We start from the raw sequence: 15,267 nt of genomic DNA on the forward strand, positions 1-15,267 counted from the left end.
CCCGATGAGGATCCAACCAACTGCGTCGATCATCACGAACGCCCCGCGTGGAAACGCGGGGCGTTCGTCATTCCGGCGCTGTCGACCGGAACTGTGGTTCTCGGGTTCGCTCAGTTCGCGAACTCGATCACATTCAGGTCAGGATTCATCGCTGCGACCGTGACCTCCAGGACGGTGCCGTCTGTCTCGGAGCGGGTGATCCTCACGCTGCGGATCACGCGGTCGCCTTCGCGGAGGCCGAGCGCGTGGGCTTCCTCGGCCGTGGCGACCGGGGTGCTGAGGTGTTCGTCCTGGCGGAGGCTGTGGTGTTCCTCCATCAGGGCGTACATCCCGCCCGGCCCGGTGTCCTGCTCGGCGAGCCGCGGGATGGCGGCGACGACCGCCGGCGTGAAGTAGCTCGTCGCGAGTTGGTAGGTGGTGCCGCCCGTCTCGCCCATGATGCGTGCGCGCTGGAGGACGTCGCCGTCAGATCCCAGCAGGGCCGCGACGTCGGCCGGGGCGGGGGCGTGGCTGATGCCGGTCTTGACGTCCGGTGTGAGGCCGGCGTCGGCCAGGTCCTTGTAGTAACCGCGCCACTGGCCGCCGTCTCCGGGGAAGCGGTTCGTGAATTTGCGAGTCAAAGTCCGTGCCACGGGGGCTCCTCAAGTCGGGGTGATCGTTTCGACGGTAATAGGCGGCCGGGGGTGCAGCTAGCGGACGCCGCGTGGTGCGGAGAGGGTGTCCCTCACTCGGGCCACGGCCTCGACAGCGGGCGCCGCGTCGGTGGCGGAGAGGGCCGGGGCCAGCTCGGCGATGCGCGCATAGATCCGATCGGACGCCAGAGCGTTCGCCAGGTCGAGCGCCTGGTGGGTTGCCGCCGCCGCGGCGTCGTACTCGCCCTGGGTGCTGTAGGCGAGCGCGATCGAGGTGTGGTGGAGCGCGCGGTTGCGCGGTTGGGAGGTTCCGAAGGCGGCGAGCCCGGATTCGAGTTCGCGGACCGCCCGGTCGGGTCGACCGACGTCGAGCCAGGAGCGGCCCCGGTCGCCGGTGAGGACCGCGTCGGTGATCCAGTACGACCATTTGGGGTCGGCCTCTGCGCCGTTGGCGGCTGCCGCTGCGGCTGCTTCGAGGGAGGCTTGCATCTCGCGTTCTTGGCCGAGCAGGGCGTGCCCGCGGGCCTGCCGGGAGGCGAGGAGGGCGTAGACCCGGCCGCGGTGCCTGCGGATGCCGGCCCGTCCGGTACGCAGGATCACGACGGCGTCCTCGGCGTGGTTTGTCCAGACGGACTGGTAGCCCAGGCTGCTGAGGACGTGCGCGCCGAATAGGTCGTCGCCCACCGTGTGGGCGGCTCTCAGCGCGACCATCCACAGGCGTTGCGCCTCGGGGTGGTCGCCGGAGTCGAACGCGATCCATCCGGCGAATTGCGCGAGTTCGGCGGTGGCGGCGTGCAGGCGGCGAGCGGCAGCGGTGTCGTAGGTGCCGTTCTTGATGAGCCCGCCGACCCACCGCAGGTCGTGCATCGCCAAGTCGAGGAGCATCTGCCCGCCGCCTTGTTCGTCGTCCAGGCGGCGCAGGTCGCCGATCCGGGCGTCGATGACGTCGAGCATGGTGCTCGATACGCGCGCGCCGTCGAGTTGTTCGCGCAGGGGCGGGGGTTCTTGGAGGAGCCAGTCGAGGGCGTTGCGGGTCAGTGCTGAGCCGATGAGCGGTGTCAGCGTGCGGGCGTCCATCAGTGGCCTCCTGATGATCTCGGCGATGGCGGAGCGCGTGCCCTCCTGTGTCCATGGCCGGTCCAGCCCGTCGTCCGCGCGTACGACCGCATCCGTTTCCAGGTGCGGCCAAAGGTCGGTGACGGCAAGGTCCCGGCCGATCTTGTCGCCGAGCAGGCGGGCGACGGCCACCTGTAATGCGGGCTCTTTCGGTGCCTTTCCGGGGCGCTTCCAATAGAACGCGGATTTCTGACCGACGGTGCCTGCCCCGTGGCGCCGGTTCAGCTCGCGCGCCAGCTTTTCCGGCGTCAGGCCCGACGTTTGGAGGTACATCGCGAACGGTGTGGGATCAGGACTCATGGCCTGCACCTCTCGGATCACGTGCCTGTCCAACAGTGCGCGAACTACCGGCGGATACGCCACCACTGTGCCGCGTGGCGCGGGCGCGCCGCACCAAGTTGTCCGAACTACGGCGTGGCGTAAACCACTTAAACCACGGCGCGAAACCACGTGAACCAATTTGACCGGCGATAAACCAGATAGACCCTCGCCGGGGACTGTGCTCATGCTCCACCGAGAGTGAAATGGCGGCCACGGTTTCCAACAGAGGGGGATCTATGGAAGGCCGCCGCGCCGACATGCCCACCGTCTACGACATTCCCGTCGGGAGCCTTGTCACCGCTGACCCGCAGATGTCGCGCGTACTGGTGTTCCGGCCTGGTGACGCGTCGAGCGACGGGCCGCTCCCGCTGACGTCCCAGGAGGCCGAAGCGCTCGCCGACGAAGCGCACGCGCACGCAGCGGAACTCATCCGCTTGGAGAGCGAACTGCGAACCGGCTGCCGCCGCCTCGGCGCTCCCGCAGCGGTGGACATGAGGGAGTGAGATGACCCCGACCACCGAGAACCCCATGGACCGCGTCTGCCTGGTGTGGTCGTGGCGACTGCCGGCGACCAGCTCCTCGGTGAAGGTCGCACGCGACCACGTGGGAGCCCAGGCGACCCGCTTCGGCATCGATCCCGACGATGCCCGGCTCGTGGCCGACGAGTTGGCAGCCAACGCCGTGCAACATGCCGACGGCGCCAACGACTTCCTCGTGACCATCCGATGGCAGAGCAGCCGTTTCGTCGTGGAACTCACCGACAGCGCCCCGCATCTGCTGCCCGAGTTCAACGAGCCGATTCTCGACGCCGAAGTCACACGAGGCCGCGGTCTCGCGATCGTGGCTCAGCTCGCCGACGAGGTCGAGGTACACGTCAACAGCGTGTGCAAGGCCGTGTGTGCGGTGTTTCATGCCCCTTCATCGCCGTCGTCCTCTGTGCCCAGCGCGCTGGAGCCGTTGGCCCCGATCGACGTCCAGCCGAGCGAACTGAACGGCTACGCCTACCGCATGGGCCTGCCGCCCGCCTACCCGGCGGCATCGAAGGACCCGTTGACCGTGCACCTCACCGAAGCGCACGTAATGGGCTTCATCCCCTCGCTGTCGCGGCTGCGCCCCGTCGGCGACAGGATCGCCACGCTTCTTGCCGAAGGCGCTTCCCTGGCACGTCGCTTGGACGAACACGACGCCGCGAACCTGACGCGCGCCTTCGTCAGACAGATGGGCGTCGGCTCCGTGTGACACGGAGCAACCCGCACTCCCTTGAGCCAGCCGACCCGCGTCCCGGCCCTGACGCGTCTCCGGTCGGCATCCGTCAACCATGCTCGTGAGGTTAAGCCGTGTCTGATCTTCCACCGCCACGCCAATCGGAGTGGATCGAGGTGACCGCGTCCCTCGGCGGGCCCGGTCTGGCTCTCGTACGAGGGCCCGAACCGCAGCATCCGATCGTGCTCACCAGCAGGACCACGACGCGGGGACCGGGGCATCCGCCCGGCCTCGCCGCTCTACCGCACGGCCTCACTCTCGGGGCCGCCGCGGAACTGAGCACCGCGCTCGCTCTGGTCGTGGCGCACTACGACGCGGACCGAGCCCGAGCCGTCGCAAACCGCATCGACGCGGTCTTGGAAGCCGAGGCCGAAGGCCGCCGCATCCCGCTCGGCCCAGGGCTCGCCCGCGACTGGTTCGAGGCGCCCGCCGGCGCACGCAGCACCACTCGACGCAGGACCTGACACCCACCCGCTCGACGTCGGCCCACCGACCGTCCTCCCAAGGAGGAAGCGAACCTTGGACGTCCTCCACACCTTCATCGACGACACCACGCATCCGCTGCCGGCTCTGGGCCGGATGCACCACGATCTCACCCAGAATCCCCCGCCCCGATCCGCGCACGGCGTGCTGCTGCACACCTGTCAGCGCGTCGAGTGGTACGCCGTCGGCGATTTGGCGGCTCCCGTCCCAGCTCTGCGCGAACGCCCCATCTTCCTCGGGCGTCAACGGGCGCTCGTCCGGCTCGCGCAGATCGCGGCCGGCACCCGGTCGCTCGTCCTCGGGGAGCAGTTCGTTTTCCGGCAGGTCCGGGCCGCCGCCGAGCAACTGCCGTCTAACCACCCACTGTTCCGGCTCCTCGTGGATGCCCTTGACCTCGCAGAGCGGGCACGCGAGGAATTCCGCCTGCAGGCCCACGTGGACTACAGCGACCTTCCGCGGTTCCTCCTCGATCACCGCGACCGCGGGCAGGCACGTCGCCTGCTGATCATCGGCGGAGGCATGCTCGCCCGTGCGGTGGCCGCCGCGCCGCCCGGCACGTACGAGCAGATCGTGATGATGACGCGGGGTCCCCGCAAGCTTCGCCGCCTGGTCGACGGGGCCGACAACATCACGGTCGTCCGTGCCGCAAGCCTGAGGAAAGCGTTGGGCGGCCGACCGTACGACACCGTCATCGCCACCACGAACCTGGGCCCGGATTATCGGGCCTGGGTGAGCGCGGCGGCGTGGTCTCCGCACTGCTGCGGCGTGGTCGACCTGTGTGGTGAACCGGCTCTCGACCGACGGCCCGCACGGTATCTGCATCTGTACGACCCGGACGTGTTGGAAACGCTGGCCGAGGCCAACCGCGATGTCGCCGAGCGGGCTGTGCTGGCCCGGCGGTGGATCGCCCAGCATGCGGAGGTGCTGGTATGACGCCGCACAGCACCGACGTACTCGTGATCGGCGCGGGCCCGGCGGGCTTGCTCGCCGCCGACCGGCTCGCCCGCCACGGCGCGGACGTCGTCCTGGTCGATGCCGGACGCCCGCACACGCGGCGCCACTGTCCGGTCGACCGGATGCGCTTATGCCACGGCTGCCACGGCGTGTGCAACACGATCTCGGGGTTCGGCGGCTCCATCCACTACGGGGACGGCGTCAAGCTCTCGAAGTTCCCCAGCGGCCGACGCCTTGCCGAACTCCTCGGCCCACAACGCGCCGACGCATTGTGCGACCAGGCGCTGGAGTCGCTGTGCGGCGCCGAGGTCCCCGTCTTCCGAGGCGCGGCGGCCACGACGGCGCCCTTCGAGGTGAAGGACTATCCCGTCGCGTCCCTGTCCTCGGCGCAGGTGCGCGGCATCGTCGACCGGCTGTACGCCCGGCTTTCCGGGAACGACCGGGTCACGCTGCGCTTGGCCGCGGAGGTCGTGTCCCTGCATCCCTACGGGCACGACGGATTCGTCGTCCGGCTGGGTTCCGTCGGAGGCGAGGAGCGGATCACCGCCCGGCGAGTCATCGCCGCCGTCGGCCGTCGAGGACAGCGCTGGTGGGCAAGGGAAATCCGCGCACTGGGCCTTGAGTTCACCGAGCCGACGCCCTCCGTCGGCGTCCGCTTCGAGGCTCCCGCCGACCTCTTGCGTCCAGGCGCCGCGATCCACGACGACTTCAAGACCACTCTCGTCCGTCACGGGGTGAAGGTGAAGACCTTCTGCTTCTGCGCCGGCCCCGGCGGTGGGCGAATCAAGTTCACCGACTACGGCGACCACACCGTGCTCGACGGCCACGTCATCCCCGAGGAAGAAGCCGCCGCAGGCCTCGGCAACTTCGCGCTCCTTGCCCAGCTCCGCGACCCTGCCGGCCGCCCCCGAGACGCGGCCTGGGTCGACCGGCATCTCCTCGCGCCTTACCGGGCCCTGCGCCACGACCGGCCGGGGAAGCCGGTGTTGCAGTGGTACCCCGACTTCCGCACGCGACGTGTGACCTGCAGCAACCTGGCCGATTTCGCGCAGCGAGCCGGGCACAGCCCTTCGCTGCGCGATTACCAGGTCGCCGACCTCGCGAGCATCCTTCCCGTCGACGTGCACGCGGCGATGTGCACGGTTTTCGAGGAGTTGATGGCCTCTTTCACCGCTCGACCGTTCGCGCACGACCAAGCCCGGCAGGTCGGGGTGATCGGCTTGGAGCTGGAATCACTGTGGGACGAACTCGCCGTGGACGACGGCATGGAGACCTCCCTGCCCGGCCTGTACGCCGCCGGCGACTGCACCGGACTTGCGCAGGGCATTCTTCAAGCGGCCGTCTCCGGCCTCGCCGCCGCCGACCGCGTCCTGGCGAGCCCGGTGGGTGCGATGTGACAGCGACTGCCGCGCAGGAGGCCGTGCGCCTGGCCGCCTACCACTTCGCCGACAACCTCGCCCTCGCCTTCGTCGGAGGCTCGTACGCACGAGGCAACCCCACGAGCACCAGCGACATCGACGTTTTCGTCCTCCTCCGCCGCGGCGACCGCAGCGCCGAGGAGGGATTCGCCGAAGCGCTACGCGACTTGCATCACGGCGCCGGCCTGTCCTTCGATCACTGCGGGGAGATCTTCGACGGCGACACCCTGGAGACGCTGCTCACGTTCACCGAACATGCCCTGGCGGCAGCGCCCGCCCTCCAACGGTCCGCCTGCTACCAGGCCGACTGTCCGCTGTCGGCCTTCCGCAAGGGCGACGTCGTCTTCAAGTTCCTCGCCGACCCGAAAGCCCATGTCCTCGACCCGGACGGTCGTCTTCCGGGCTTGGAGGAGCGCGCGGCCAGCTACTTCGCCCGCTGGCCCATGCCCCGCATCCAGGAACACAAAAAGCACCTCGCGCTGCCGGCCGGGAGCGAACAGGCGCGCTTGGCCGCGCGGTGGATCTGCCGTGCCGACGGGCCGCAGTGGACGGACACGCCGACCGGCATCGGTCTCGACCGCTGGTTCGGCGACCCGCTGAAGCACCGCATCGGCCGCCTCCCGCCACAGCCGGTCACCACAGCCCCGAGCGACCCGCGCGCCTGCCCGCTCCCCCTCACGTACGGCACCGACCGTCAGGCGTTCGCCGCCCAGTGCCTGGCGTCCACCCATCCGCCTTTGGAGGGCCCATGACCGCCGTGGACCTCGGCATGCCGATGACGCGCGTGCCGATCTACACCCAGCCCCGCGAGCGCTTCGTCTTCCTCTACCCCACCACCGCGTGCTCCCTGCGGTGCAAGACCTGCTACGTCGGCAACACCCGTCTGAACGCGGCGAACACCATGACCGTCGAGCGCGCCGTCGAGATCATGGACTACTTCAAGATCACCGGAGGGCACGACAAGCTGTACCTCCTCGGCGGCGAGCCGACCATGCACCCGCACCTGCCGGAGATCGTCCGTGAAGCACGCGACCGCGGCTATCAGGTCACCATCAGCAGCAACGGCGACTTCGACGACCACGTCTTCGACCGCATCGGGCCGGACGTGCTCAGCTCCTTCAACTTCAGCCTGGAATCCGCCGACCCGGCCATCCACCGCCGCATCCGCCGCAACCCCCACAACTTCGCCCAGGTCACCGACCGCATCGCGGAAGCCCGCAACCGCGGCTACCAGGTCCGCGTCATGTGCACGGTCTCCACGACCAACGCCGCCAGCGCCCTCGACCTGATCCCGTTCCTCGCCGAACTCGGCGCCCACACCCTCAGCTTCCACAACCTCGGCAAGACCGGGAACGGCGCCCGCTTCCTCCAACCCCTCTCCCCAGCCGCGTGGATGGACTTCTGCGCCGCGTTGGAGGCGTACCCGCCCGCGCCCCGGCTCGCGGTGTACTACCCGCCGACCTTCGTCCCCGCCGGGGACCAGCAGCGGTGGGCGGACCGTGGTTACCCCGGCTGCCCGGCACGGACTCTCGACCGGCCGCACGTCTACCCCGACGGAACCGTGTACGCCTGCCCCGTCTTCATGGACGGTGCACGGCACTACGCCCGGTTCGCGGACGACCGGCTGATCCTCAACGCGTCGCCGGACAACGAGCTGAACGCCTACATGACCGCGGATTCCGTGTGCACCGGCTGCCCGAACACCGGTACCTGTGGCGGCGGTTGCCCCGCCTATGCGCAGCTCCCCGCGTACGCGGAAGAAGGCTTCTACGCCTGCGACCGGCAGATCACGCCGCTGTGCATCCTGTGGACCGTGTCCGCCTGGGGCGCCCGGCCCGCCGATTCCCTGCACGCCCTGCGATGACGGAAGGCCACGCCGTGACCGACACCCTCGCCTCCGCCGCACCCCACGCGGCGACCGCCGCGAAGGAACCGTTCCTGTTCCTCTACATCACCCACAAGTGCAGCCTGCGCTGCGAGCACTGCTACATGGGCGACCGCCTCGACAACGAGATCCGGATGAGCCCCGGCAAAGTCGAGGAGATCTTGTCCGGCCTGCGGGTCGCGTACGGCCAGTACAAGGTGTACCTCCTCGGCGGCGAACCGACCACGCACCCGGAACTCGACGCCATCCTCGACGTGTGCAAGGCCCAGGGCTACAAGACCGTTATCACCTCGAACGGCCTCATCCCGTCCAGGGTTTGGCCCGTCCTGGACGACCGCCTCGATTCGTTCAGCTTCTCCATGGACGGCGCCCAACAGGCCACCCACGAGAGTATGCGCGGCCCGAACACGTGGCTACCGCTGATGCACAGCATCACACGCGCCGTCGCGTCCGGCTTCCAGACCCGTGCCATCTTCACGGTCACCACCGAAAACCACGGCGACGTGTTCGCCGCGATCGACCTCGCCGACCGGGTCGGGCTGGAGATGCTTTCCTTCCACTACTTCACCCCCACCGGGCTTGGCAAGGACAAGCCGCATCTCCAGATCCCGCCCGCCCAGTGGATGGAACTGTGCCGCGGCATCCGCCGTCACGCCGCCGACCGCCACGTCCGCGTCTTCTACCCGCCCGCCTTCGCCCGCCCCGACCAACTCGCCGGGATCAGCGCTCAGGGCTATCGGGGTTGCACCGCCCGCAACCTCGAACGCCTCGCGATCTTCCCGGACAACCGGGTCTACATCTGCTCGGCGTTCTTCGACACCGACCTGCACTACGGCACCTTTCGTGACGGCGCCGTGATCCCCCGTCTCCACGGGGGCGTCAGCGAACTGACACTCGTCAGCAAGGTCGCCCCCAGCTGCCGCACCTGCGCTCACGCCTCGACCTGTGGGGGAGGCTGCGCGGCGTACGACCATCTTCAACGCACGCTCGTCAGCAGCGACTGCGACCAGGAGACCATCCCGATCTGCCCGCTGTGGTCGATGCCCGCCGAGCCCGCCCAGACTGCCCACCGCCTGGTGGACCTGCGCTGACCCCGTCCCATCCCCGGCTGTGGCCGGCCGCGTCATCGTGACGCGGCCGGCCACAGCCGAAGGTCAGCTCACGAACCGACGCCGGAAACCAACTTCGTCACCGAGGCGTCGAGACGGGCCAGTGTGCGTTCCCGGCCCAGAACCTCCACCGACTCGAACAGCGGCAGACCGACCGTGCGGCCGGTCAGCGCGACCCGTACCGGCGCCTGCGCCTTGCCGAGCTTCAGCCCGTGCTCGGCCGCGGCGGCCTCCAGGCCGGCCTTGAGCGCGTCGGCAGTCCACTCCGCGTCGGCCCAAGCCGCCCGAGCCGAGACCAACATGGCCTCCGCGCCCGGCTTCATCGCCTTCGCCCAGGACGCCTCGTCGACCGGAGGCTCGTCCAGGAACAGCCAGTCGACGTACCGAGTGATCTCACCGAGGACCGTGACCCGGGTCTGCGCGAGCCCCGCGACGAACCGGAACACCGCCTCGTCGAACGCCTCGGGAGCCCAAGGCGCGTACGGGGCCTGGAGCCACCGGCCGCAGGCTTGAACGAACTCTTCCTCCGACAGCTTGCGGATGTACTCGCCGTTGAACGCCGACAGCTTCCGCACGTCGAAGAACGCCGCCGACTTGTTGACGTCCTCCAACCGGAACCGTGCCTCAAGCTCCTCGTACGGGCGGATCTCGGTGTCGTCGCCCGGTCCCCACCCGAGCAGCATCAGGTAGTTGACCAGCGCGTCCGGCAGGTAGCCCTCGGCAAGGTAGTCCTCCAAGGCGACCTTGTCCCGGCGCTTGGAGAGCTTCTGCCGCTTCTCGTTCACGATCACCGGCAGGTGCGCCCACACCGGCGGCTCGGCGCCGAACGCCTCCCACAGCAGTTGCTGCTTCGGCGTGTTCGACAAGTGCTCCTCGCCGCGGATCACGTGCGTGATGCCCTCGCGGACGTCGTCCGCCGCGTTGGCCAAGACGAACACCGGCGACCCGTTGCCGCGCATGACGACGAAGTCCTCAAGCGCGTTGTTCGGGAACTCGGTACGCCCGCGCACCACATCGTCGACGACCGTGGCGCCCTCGTCCGGGGTACGGAACCGCAGCGCACGGCCTTCCTCGTACACCAAGCCGCGATCGCGGCAGAACCCGTCGTAGCCCAAGTGCTGCGAGCCCGTCCGTGCGACCAGGTCCTCCCGGGTGCAGTCGCAGTAGTACGCCTTGCCCTCGTCGTACAACCTCAGCGCCGCTTCGCGCTGGGCGTCGGTGTTGGCCGACTGCGAGTACGGCCCCTCGAACGCCGGGTCCTTGTCGCTGATGCCGATGGCCGCCAGCGCGCTGATGATGCCCTCCACCCACTCGGGGCGGTTGCGCTCGGCGTCCGTGTCCTCGATCCGCAGAACGAACCGGCCTTGCTGCTGACGGGCCAACGCCCAGTTGTACAAGGCGGAACGGGCTCCACCGACGTGGAACATGCCAGTAGGCGAAGGAGCGAATCGGACGCGGATGGAGTCGGACATGCCGCAAGCGTAATGGGCTTCGATCGCCCTCCACGCGCCCTTTCAGGAGCCGTCCCAACGCAGGCCGCCTCGGCACCATCCTGACCGCCTCATGTGGCCCCACCGACTGTCCTCGACCATCGGGAAGTCGCCCCGACGGTCCCAGGGGGCATAGCCACCGCACGCCGACAGAACATGCCAAATCCGTTCCGCAGTGTGTCCACCGTCACGCGAGACCGGGCGGCGTCGCGGTGGACGCGCACGGCCGCCGCGGACGGGCTCCCAAGTCGCGGACTCCGACTGTCGAACCACGGGGGTCGAAGACGCTCCTCGCAGCCCAGCTCTACCGCCTGACCTCGGTTGATGCGGCCCCGCCCAGTCCGTCCACAGTCCGTGAGACCTTCGATTTCGGCCATCTCCAGCCAACGCATGCAATCGGAGAACAGCCAGGTCAGAGCACAGATCGGGCCCGCGCCGCAGGTCGGCGCGGGACCCTGTTTCTGGGAGACCAAGAAGGCCGCCTGACCCGCATCGGGTCCACGCGCACGCGGGTACACCCGGTCCGCGGGCTCCCTTCGGAGTCCGCGGACCGGGTGTGTGGTTTCCGGGACGGGTTCCCGGGGTCGTGCGAGGGAAATTCACCCGTACAGGTCTGTCGCCGTGCGGCACGATACAAACCGGGTACACTGCGTACGCGCCAATTCACATGTGGTGATGTTCCGTCATGCGCGCGGGCGGTACGCGACGGACCCGCGGGTCGGGGCGGGGCGCCGAGGCGGGTTCGACCGGCGTCCCGGAAGAGTGGTGGCGGAGACGAGCCGGGTGTCCGCGCGATAGCGTCAACCCGGTCCCCGTCATCGGTCGTGGTCACAGGCGCGACCACCTACGCAGCACCTTGGAGGTGAGGGTGTCCCAGCGATCCGCACACACGGCGGACGAGGCCGGCGCCGGCCAGCAGGACTTCGTCGAGGTCCGGCTGCCCGCCGCAGGGGCGTACCTCTCGGTTCTTCGCACCGCGACGGCCGGCCTCGCGGCCCGGCTCGACTTCACGCTCGACGAGATCGAGGATCTCCGGATCGCCGTCGACGAAGCGTGCGCGATGCTTCTCGGGCAGGCGGTCCCGGGCAGCGTCCTGTCGTGCGTCTTCCACCTGGTGGGCGACGCCCTGGAGATCACGGTGTCCGCACCGACGACCGACGGGCACACCCCCGCGCGCGACACGTTCGCGTGGACCGTGTTGTCCGCGCTCGCGGGCGAGGTCGACGCGACCGCGGACGAGAACGACGTCGTGAGCATCAGCCTCCACAAGAAGCGCGGTGGCGGGCCGGGGGCCCCGTGAGCACCGAGCACGCGAGCGACCACCGGGGCGGCGAACCCCCGGAGGAGGGGCCCCGGGAGGCCGACGACATGGCCAGTGACACGAGCGTGACGGCGGAGGAGACCGCCGGGCCGCACGACGACGCGGACGCGCTCGACACGGACGCGACGAACGGCCCGCAGGCCTCGGAGGCCGTGGTCCCCGGGCGGCGCCGACCGGGTTCGGGGCACTCGCAGCACGACCGCGAGCTGGCCAAGGGCATGTTCGCGGAGCTGGGCCGACTGCCGTCGGACGATCCCGCGCGACGGGCCATCCGCGACCGGCTGGTGGAGATGCATCTGCCGCTGGTCGAGCACCTGGCGCGGCGCTTCCGCAACCGGGGCGAGCCGCTGGACGACCTGATCCAGGTCGCGACCATCGGCCTGATCAAGTCCGTCGACCGGTTCGACCCCGAGCGCGGGGTCGAGTTCTCGACGTACGCGACCCCGACGATCGTCGGCGAGATCAAGCGGCACTTCCGCGACAAGGGCTGGGCGGTCCGGGTGCCCCGGCGCCTCCAGGAGCTGCGGCTCTCGCTGACCGCCGCGACCGCGGAGCTGTCGCAGCGCAACGGGCGCTCGCCGACGGTCGGGGAACTCGCGACGCAGTTGAACATCTCCGAGGAAGAGGTCCTGGAAGGCCTCGAATCGGCGAACGCGTACAGCACGTTGTCGCTGGATGTCCCGGACACCGACGACGAATCGCCCGCGGTGGCGGACACGCTCGGGTCGGAGGACGAGGCGCTGGAGGGCGTCGAGTACCGCGAATCCCTCAAGCCGCTGCTGGAGCAGCTGCCGCCGAGGGAGAAGCGCATCCTGCTGCTGCGGTTCTTCGGCAATATGACGCAGTCTCAGATCGCGCAGGAAGTGGGCATCTCGCAGATGCACGTCTCGCGCCTGCTGGCCCGGACCCTGGCCCAGCTCCGCGAACGCCTGCTCGTCGAGGAGTAGCGGACCGCGCCGGGTGACGAACAACGCCGAGGGCCCTGGAGGTTGACGCCTCCAGGGCCCTCGGTCGTGCGGACGCCGCCGTCGTCGTCGGGCGGTTCCGCGTCAGGCGCCGCGCTCGCGGGCGACGCGGTCCTGGTGGAGCTTTTCGAGCGCCTGGTAGAGGCTGGGGCGTCCGAGGATGACGATCGACGCGAGCCCGACGGCCAGGATGAGGACGCCGAACGCCCAACGGCCGCTTCCGCTGATCATCCAGTAGCCGATGCCGAGGACGACGAGGTTGATGGTGATCGCCGGCGACCGGCTCCAGCGGCGGCCCCGTACCAGTCCGACCGTCGTGGCGAGCATGCCCAGGCCGAGAACGAGCAGGTACAGGCCCTCGCTGATGCCCTTGCCCTCGTCGGAGGGGTCGCCGAAAACACTGGCTCCGAGGATGTAGAGCGAGAAGCCGAGCCCCACCGCCGTCTCCAGCGCGACAAAACCGGTCGCGATCCGAAAGCTCACGGGCAGGGAGCGCAGTGCCCCGAAGGCCGAGGGTGCGGGAGCGGCGTCAGTCATCACCCCACGAGGGTAGACCGGCGGCGACGGCGCAAGGGAACAAGCCCCGGTTCCGCGGACTCGTGCGAGCCCGACGGCGCCCACGGCTTCCCCGGCTCCGGACGCGCCTCCCCCACGACCGCACTCGGCCCGGCCGCGACCGACGGCGAAACGATCCGCCCCGGGAAGGTACGCCGCGTATCGCGTCCGCTCGTACCCCCCGCGAAGATCGGGAGGCCCGTCGGCAACCCGCGTGCGGTCGTTACGCTGTCGCCCATGCGTGCCCTCCTCGTCGTGAATCCCAAGGCGACGACCACCAGTGAACGGACCCAGGACGTCCTGGTGCGCGCGTTGGCGAGCGACCTCAAGCTCGATGTGGCGACCACCACACACCGGGGGCACGCCGCCCAACTCGCGCGCGACGCGGCGGTGGAGGGCGTCGACCTGGTCATCGCGCTGGGCGGCGACGGCACGGTCAACGAGGTGGCCAACGGCGTGCTCGCGAACGGGCCGTCGCCCGAGCTGCCGGCCGTGGCCGTCGTGCCCGGTGGCAGCACGAACGTTTTCGCCCGCGCGCTCGGCCTGCCCAACGACCCCGTCGAGGCGACCGGTGTGCTGCTCGACGCGCTGCGCGGCGGGCGCGAGCGCCGGATCGGGCTCGGCATGGCGGACCACCGCTGGTTCCTGTTCTGCGCCGGCTTCGGTCTCGACGCCGAGGTCGTGGCCCGCGTCGAGGACCGCCGCGCGCGGGGGAGCAAGTCGACGCCGGGGTTGTATGTGCGATCCGCATTGCGCGGGTTTTACCGAAGCGGTGGCACAAGGCGGTCCGGTCCCCTCACACTGGAGGCACCGGGTCAGGAACCGGTGGAGGGGCTGTGCCTCGGCATAGTCCAGAACACGAATCCTTGGACGTATCTGGGCAGCCGCCCGGTCCACGCGTGTCCGGACGCCTCGTTCGACACCGCGCTGGACCTGTTCGGGCTGACCAAGATGTCCACTCTGCCCACACTGCGGCACCTGAGCCGCATGCTGGGCTCCTCGGGAAACGGGCCGAAAGGCCGTCACGTGGTGTCGCTGCACGACTGCGTGACGTTCACCCTCAAGGCTGAGGAGTCCGTGTCACTCCAGGTGGACGGCGACCATCTGGGGGAACATCACACCGTGACGTTCCGGGGCGTCCCCCGGGCACTGCGTGTGATTGTGTGAGCGGAAGGGCGTCTGCGCCTTTCAGTCGAACGCAGAATCGCGTTCACCCCTTGGAAGTAGGGGTGTGATCTACCCGACACCGACGATTCAAAAAATCCTTCGTCAGAGGGGTTGTGTCGACGGCTGAGGTTTGCGACGCTCTACGTGGCGGGCCGGACGAGCCCGAAAGGCCAATCCTCCCCGCCCGACTCCACCACCAAACCTGGGGACCGACATTGTCGGCCCTTACGTTGTTGGAGGATTCGTGAAAGCGTTCACATTCACAAGCCGCCACTAGGCGGGGCCACAAGTCCCGCCCGCTTATGAGGAGTTGGACCGCATGGACTGGCGCCACCGTGCCGCCTGCCGTGACGAAGACCCGGAGCTGTTCTTCCCGATCGGTAACACCGGTCCGGCGCTGCTGCAGATCGAGGAGGCGAAGGCCGTGTGCCGTCGCTGCCCCGAGATGGAAGCGTGCCTCCAGTGGGCCCTTGAGTCCGGCCAGGACGCAGGCGTTTGGGGCGGGATGAGCGAAGACGAGCGCCGCGCGCTCAAGCGCCGTGCCGCGCGCAACCGCGCACGCGCTTCCGCCTGATCCCCCGCCTCGGA

General features: G+C 69.4%; 16 protein-coding genes. 12 read left to right on the forward strand and 4 right to left on the reverse strand.

Annotated features, from left to right (window positions below):
* Positions 1 to 110: 110 nt before the first annotated feature.
* Both LO772_RS12540 and LO772_RS12545 read right to left on the reverse strand, forming a co-directional pair.
* A complete protein-coding gene (locus LO772_RS12540) occupies positions 111 to 632 on the reverse strand; it encodes a UTRA domain-containing protein (protein ID WP_231778483.1) in 522 nt (173 codons plus the stop codon).
* Positions 633 to 689: 57 nt separating this feature from the next.
* Positions 690 to 2,048, reverse strand: a complete 1,359-nt coding sequence (locus tag LO772_RS12545) for a hypothetical protein (protein WP_231778484.1) — start codon at positions 2,046 to 2,048, stop codon at positions 690 to 692.
* Positions 2,049 to 2,305: 257 nt separating this feature from the next.
* On the opposite strand from LO772_RS12545, the gene LO772_RS12550 reads away from it, so the two are divergent.
* From LO772_RS12550 to LO772_RS12585, 8 genes are all read left to right on the forward strand, one after another.
* Complete coding sequence (locus LO772_RS12550) at positions 2,306 to 2,572, forward strand: hypothetical protein (protein ID WP_231778485.1); 267 nt, start codon at positions 2,306 to 2,308, stop codon at positions 2,570 to 2,572.
* 1 nt (position 2,573) lies between these two features.
* Positions 2,574 to 3,308, forward strand: a complete 735-nt coding sequence (locus tag LO772_RS12555) for an ATP-binding protein (protein WP_231778486.1) — start codon at positions 2,574 to 2,576, stop codon at positions 3,306 to 3,308.
* Positions 3,309 to 3,406: 98 nt separating this feature from the next.
* Positions 3,407 to 3,796: a hypothetical protein gene (locus LO772_RS12560; RefSeq protein ID WP_231778487.1), complete on the forward strand. Its 390-nt coding sequence runs from the start codon at positions 3,407 to 3,409 to the stop codon at positions 3,794 to 3,796.
* A 55-nt stretch (positions 3,797 to 3,851) separates the two neighbouring features.
* Positions 3,852 to 4,748, forward strand: a complete 897-nt coding sequence (locus LO772_RS12565; protein WP_231778488.1) for a hypothetical protein — start codon at positions 3,852 to 3,854, stop codon at positions 4,746 to 4,748.
* On the forward strand, positions 4,745 to 6,166 hold the full coding sequence (locus LO772_RS12570) for an FAD-dependent oxidoreductase (protein ID WP_231778489.1): 1,422 nt from the start codon (positions 4,745 to 4,747) through the stop codon (positions 6,164 to 6,166). Before LO772_RS12565 ends, LO772_RS12570 begins: the two co-directional genes overlap by 4 nt.
* Positions 6,163 to 6,939: a nucleotidyltransferase domain-containing protein gene (locus LO772_RS12575; protein ID WP_231778490.1), complete on the forward strand. Its 777-nt coding sequence runs from the start codon at positions 6,163 to 6,165 to the stop codon at positions 6,937 to 6,939. Before LO772_RS12570 ends, LO772_RS12575 begins: the two co-directional genes overlap by 4 nt.
* Positions 6,936 to 8,051 carry a radical SAM/SPASM domain-containing protein gene (locus LO772_RS12580; RefSeq protein ID WP_231778491.1) on the forward strand — a complete coding sequence of 372 codons (1,116 nt, stop codon included), beginning with the start codon at positions 6,936 to 6,938 and terminating at the stop codon, positions 8,049 to 8,051. The genes LO772_RS12575 and LO772_RS12580 overlap by 4 nt, the downstream gene beginning before the upstream one ends.
* A 14-nt stretch (positions 8,052 to 8,065) precedes the next feature.
* Entirely contained in the window at positions 8,066 to 9,163 is a 1,098-nt protein-coding gene (locus tag LO772_RS12585) for a radical SAM/SPASM domain-containing protein (protein ID WP_231778492.1), read from the forward strand.
* A 68-nt stretch (positions 9,164 to 9,231) separates the two neighbouring features.
* Here LO772_RS12585 and gltX read toward each other — a convergent pair whose 3' ends face one another.
* Positions 9,232 to 10,608: a glutamate--tRNA ligase gene (gene gltX, locus LO772_RS12590; protein ID WP_231778493.1), complete on the reverse strand. Its 1,377-nt coding sequence runs from the start codon at positions 10,606 to 10,608 to the stop codon at positions 9,232 to 9,234.
* A gap of 919 nt (positions 10,609 to 11,527) precedes the next feature.
* On the opposite strand from gltX, the gene LO772_RS12595 reads away from it, so the two are divergent.
* Both LO772_RS12595 and LO772_RS12600 read left to right on the forward strand, forming a co-directional pair.
* Positions 11,528 to 11,971, forward strand: coding sequence for an anti-sigma regulatory factor (locus tag LO772_RS12595; protein WP_443089400.1), 444 nt, complete (start codon positions 11,528 to 11,530; stop codon positions 11,969 to 11,971).
* The gene (locus LO772_RS12600; protein ID WP_443089401.1) at positions 11,860 to 12,939 is read left to right on the forward strand and encodes an RNA polymerase sigma factor SigF; all 1,080 of its coding nucleotides are present in this window, start codon (positions 11,860 to 11,862) and stop codon (positions 12,937 to 12,939) included. Before LO772_RS12595 ends, LO772_RS12600 begins: the two co-directional genes overlap by 112 nt.
* Before the next feature lie 102 nt (positions 12,940 to 13,041).
* Here the strand turns inward: LO772_RS12600 and LO772_RS12605 are convergent, their stop codons facing one another.
* Positions 13,042 to 13,494: a hypothetical protein gene (locus LO772_RS12605; protein WP_231778496.1), complete on the reverse strand. Its 453-nt coding sequence runs from the start codon at positions 13,492 to 13,494 to the stop codon at positions 13,042 to 13,044.
* Between the two features lie 255 nt (positions 13,495 to 13,749).
* Here LO772_RS12605 and LO772_RS12610 point away from each other — a divergent pair, with 255 nt between their 5' ends.
* Both LO772_RS12610 and LO772_RS12615 read left to right on the forward strand, forming a co-directional pair.
* Positions 13,750 to 14,679: a diacylglycerol/lipid kinase family protein gene (locus tag LO772_RS12610; RefSeq protein WP_231778497.1), complete on the forward strand. Its 930-nt coding sequence runs from the start codon at positions 13,750 to 13,752 to the stop codon at positions 14,677 to 14,679.
* Between the two features lie 319 nt (positions 14,680 to 14,998).
* Positions 14,999 to 15,253, forward strand: a complete 255-nt coding sequence (locus LO772_RS12615; RefSeq protein ID WP_231778498.1) for a WhiB family transcriptional regulator — start codon at positions 14,999 to 15,001, stop codon at positions 15,251 to 15,253.
* The last annotated feature ends 14 nt before the right edge of the window (positions 15,254 to 15,267 follow it).

The sequence above is a fragment of the Yinghuangia sp. ASG 101 genome (assembly GCF_021165735.1).
Taxonomy (GTDB): domain Bacteria; phylum Actinomycetota; class Actinomycetes; order Streptomycetales; family Streptomycetaceae; genus Yinghuangia.